Raw genomic sequence first — 2,094 nt, 5'->3', positions numbered from 1 at the left:
GGCAGCGCCCCCCTGCTGCCGCGCCGCGAGCGGCCCACCCCGGGCGAGGAGCTGCTGCGCGTCGAGGGCGCCGTGAAGCAGTTCGGGGGGCTGCGCGCCGTCTCGGACGTGAGCTTCACGCTGCGCGCGGGCGAGATCCTGGGGCTCATCGGCCCGAACGGCGCGGGCAAGAGCACCATGTTCAACCTCGTGACGGGCGTGAATCCCGCCACGGCGGGCCGCGTGACCTTCCGTGGCCGGGACGTGACGCGGCTGCCCGCGCGGGCCGTGGCGCGGCTCGGGATGGGCCGCACCTTCCAGCACGTGCGGCTCTTCCCGGAGATGACGCTCGTGGAGAACACCATGATGGGCGGCTACGCCCGCGCGCACGCCGGGATCGTGCGGTCCATGCTGCACGCCGAGCGGCGCGAGGAGGCCAGCCTGCAGGCCGAGGCGCTGCGTCAGCTGGAGCGCGTCGGCCTGCGCGAGGAGGCCTTCACGCTCGCGGGGAACCTCCCGCTGGGCAAGCAGCGCCTGCTGGAGATCGCGCGGGCGCTCGTGTCCGATCCGCTGCTGCTGCTGCTCGACGAGCCCGCCGCCGGGCTGCGCTACCACGAGAAGCAGGAGCTCGCCGCACTCCTGCGGCGCCTGCGCGGCGAGGGCGTGACGGTGCTGCTCGTGGAGCACGACATGGACCTCGTGATGAACCTCGCGGACCGCCTCGTCGTGATGAACTACGGGGAGAAGCTCGCGGAGGGCTCTCCCACCGAGATCCAGGCGCACGAGGGCGTGCGCGAGGCGTACCTGGGAGGTGTCGCGTGACCGCCACGAACACGGGAGGGCAGGTCGGGACGTCCGTGGCGGGCGGGCCGGCCCCCCTGCTGCGCGTCACGGACCTGCACGTCAACTACGGCAAGGTGGAGGCGCTGCACGGCGTGACGCTCGACGTCGCGGCGGGCAGCATCGTGTCCGTCATCGGGCCGAACGGGGCGGGCAAGACGACGCTGCTCTCCGCGATCATGGGCGTGCTGCCGCCGAGGTCGGGCGCCGTGACGCTCGACGGCGCGGACCTCTCCGGCGTGGCGCTGGAGGCGCGCGTGGGACGCGGGATGGTCCTCGTGCCCGAGCGGCGCGAGCTCTTCGCGAGCATGACCGTGGAGGACAATCTGCGGCTCGGCGCGTACGCCCGCTACCGCCGGGGCGAGCGGCGCTTCGCGGACGACCTCGCCGGGGTGTTCGGGCGCTTCCCGAGGCTGCGCGAACGCCGCCGTCAGCTCGCCGGGACGCTCTCGGGCGGGGAGCAGCAGATGCTCGCCATCGGACGGGCCCTCATGGCGCGGCCGCGTCTGCTGATGCTCGACGAGCCCAGCCTGGGGCTCGCGCCCATCGTGGTGCGCGAGATCTTCCACATCCTGGAGGCGCTGCGCGCCGAGGGCGTCACGATGCTGCTCGTGGAGCAGAACGCCCGCGCGGCGCTGAAGGTCAGCGATCACGGCTACGTGCTGGAGACGGGCGACGTGCGCCTGCAGGGCCCGGCGGCGGCTCTGGCGGAGGACGCGGCGGTCGTGGCGGCCTACCTCGGGGCGCGTTAGGCCTGGGGCACGCGGGCGAGCTGCTTGCGGGCGTACATGCGGGTGTCCGCGAGCCGCACGAGCTCCGGCCCGCTCCGCGCGTCGTCCGGATGGACGGCCAGTCCCAGGCTCGCCCCGACGAGCGGGAAGCCGAGGGCGCGCACGATCTGCGTGGCGCGCTCCACCCGCAGGGTCACGGTGTGTTCGACGCGTCCCTCCTCGTGCGCGCTCAGCAGCAGCGCGTACTCGTCCCCCCCGAGGCGGTAGACGCCGTCCGTGCCGCTCAGGCTCTCCTGGAGCGCCATCGCGAAGCGGCGCAGGAGTTCGTCGCCGCGTTCGTGGCCCTCGCGGTCGTTGACGCCCTTGAGGCCGTCGAGGTCCACGATGCCCACCGCGAAGGGCTCCCCGAGCGCGAGGCGCGCCTCGAGGTCGAGGTCGAAGGCGCGGCGGTTGCGCAGGCCGGTGAGGGTGTCGTGCAGCGCGGCCCGCTCCAGCGAGCGCAGGTGCGCCTGCCTTCCCAGCGCGACGCTGACGCTGCGCGCCG

General features: G+C 74.2%; 3 protein-coding genes. 2 read left to right on the top strand and 1 reads right to left on the bottom strand.

Features of this window, described 5'->3' with window-relative positions; genetic code table 11:
• A partial coding sequence (locus DEIPI_RS0117580; RefSeq protein ID WP_157463772.1) for an ABC transporter ATP-binding protein occupies positions 1-801 on the top strand: 801 nt, incomplete at its 5' end.
• Positions 798-1,571, top strand: coding sequence for an ABC transporter ATP-binding protein (locus DEIPI_RS0117575; RefSeq protein ID WP_084474517.1), 774 nt, complete (start codon positions 798-800; stop codon positions 1,569-1,571). The genes DEIPI_RS0117580 and DEIPI_RS0117575, both read left to right, overlap by 4 nt.
• On the opposite strand, the gene DEIPI_RS0117570 is transcribed toward DEIPI_RS0117575, so the two are convergent.
• Positions 1,568-2,094: GGDEF domain-containing protein (locus DEIPI_RS0117570; RefSeq protein WP_027482619.1), on the bottom strand; the 527-nt coding region annotated here is incomplete at its 5' end. The two genes, DEIPI_RS0117575 and DEIPI_RS0117570, sit on opposite strands and share 4 nt — an antisense overlap.

The sequence above is a fragment of the Deinococcus pimensis DSM 21231 genome, assembly GCF_000519345.1.
Classification (GTDB): Bacteria; Deinococcota; Deinococci; order Deinococcales; family Deinococcaceae; genus Deinococcus_A; species Deinococcus_A pimensis.
Note: the sequence above shows the minus strand (reverse complement) of the source record. Positions and strands in the feature narration are given on the sequence as shown.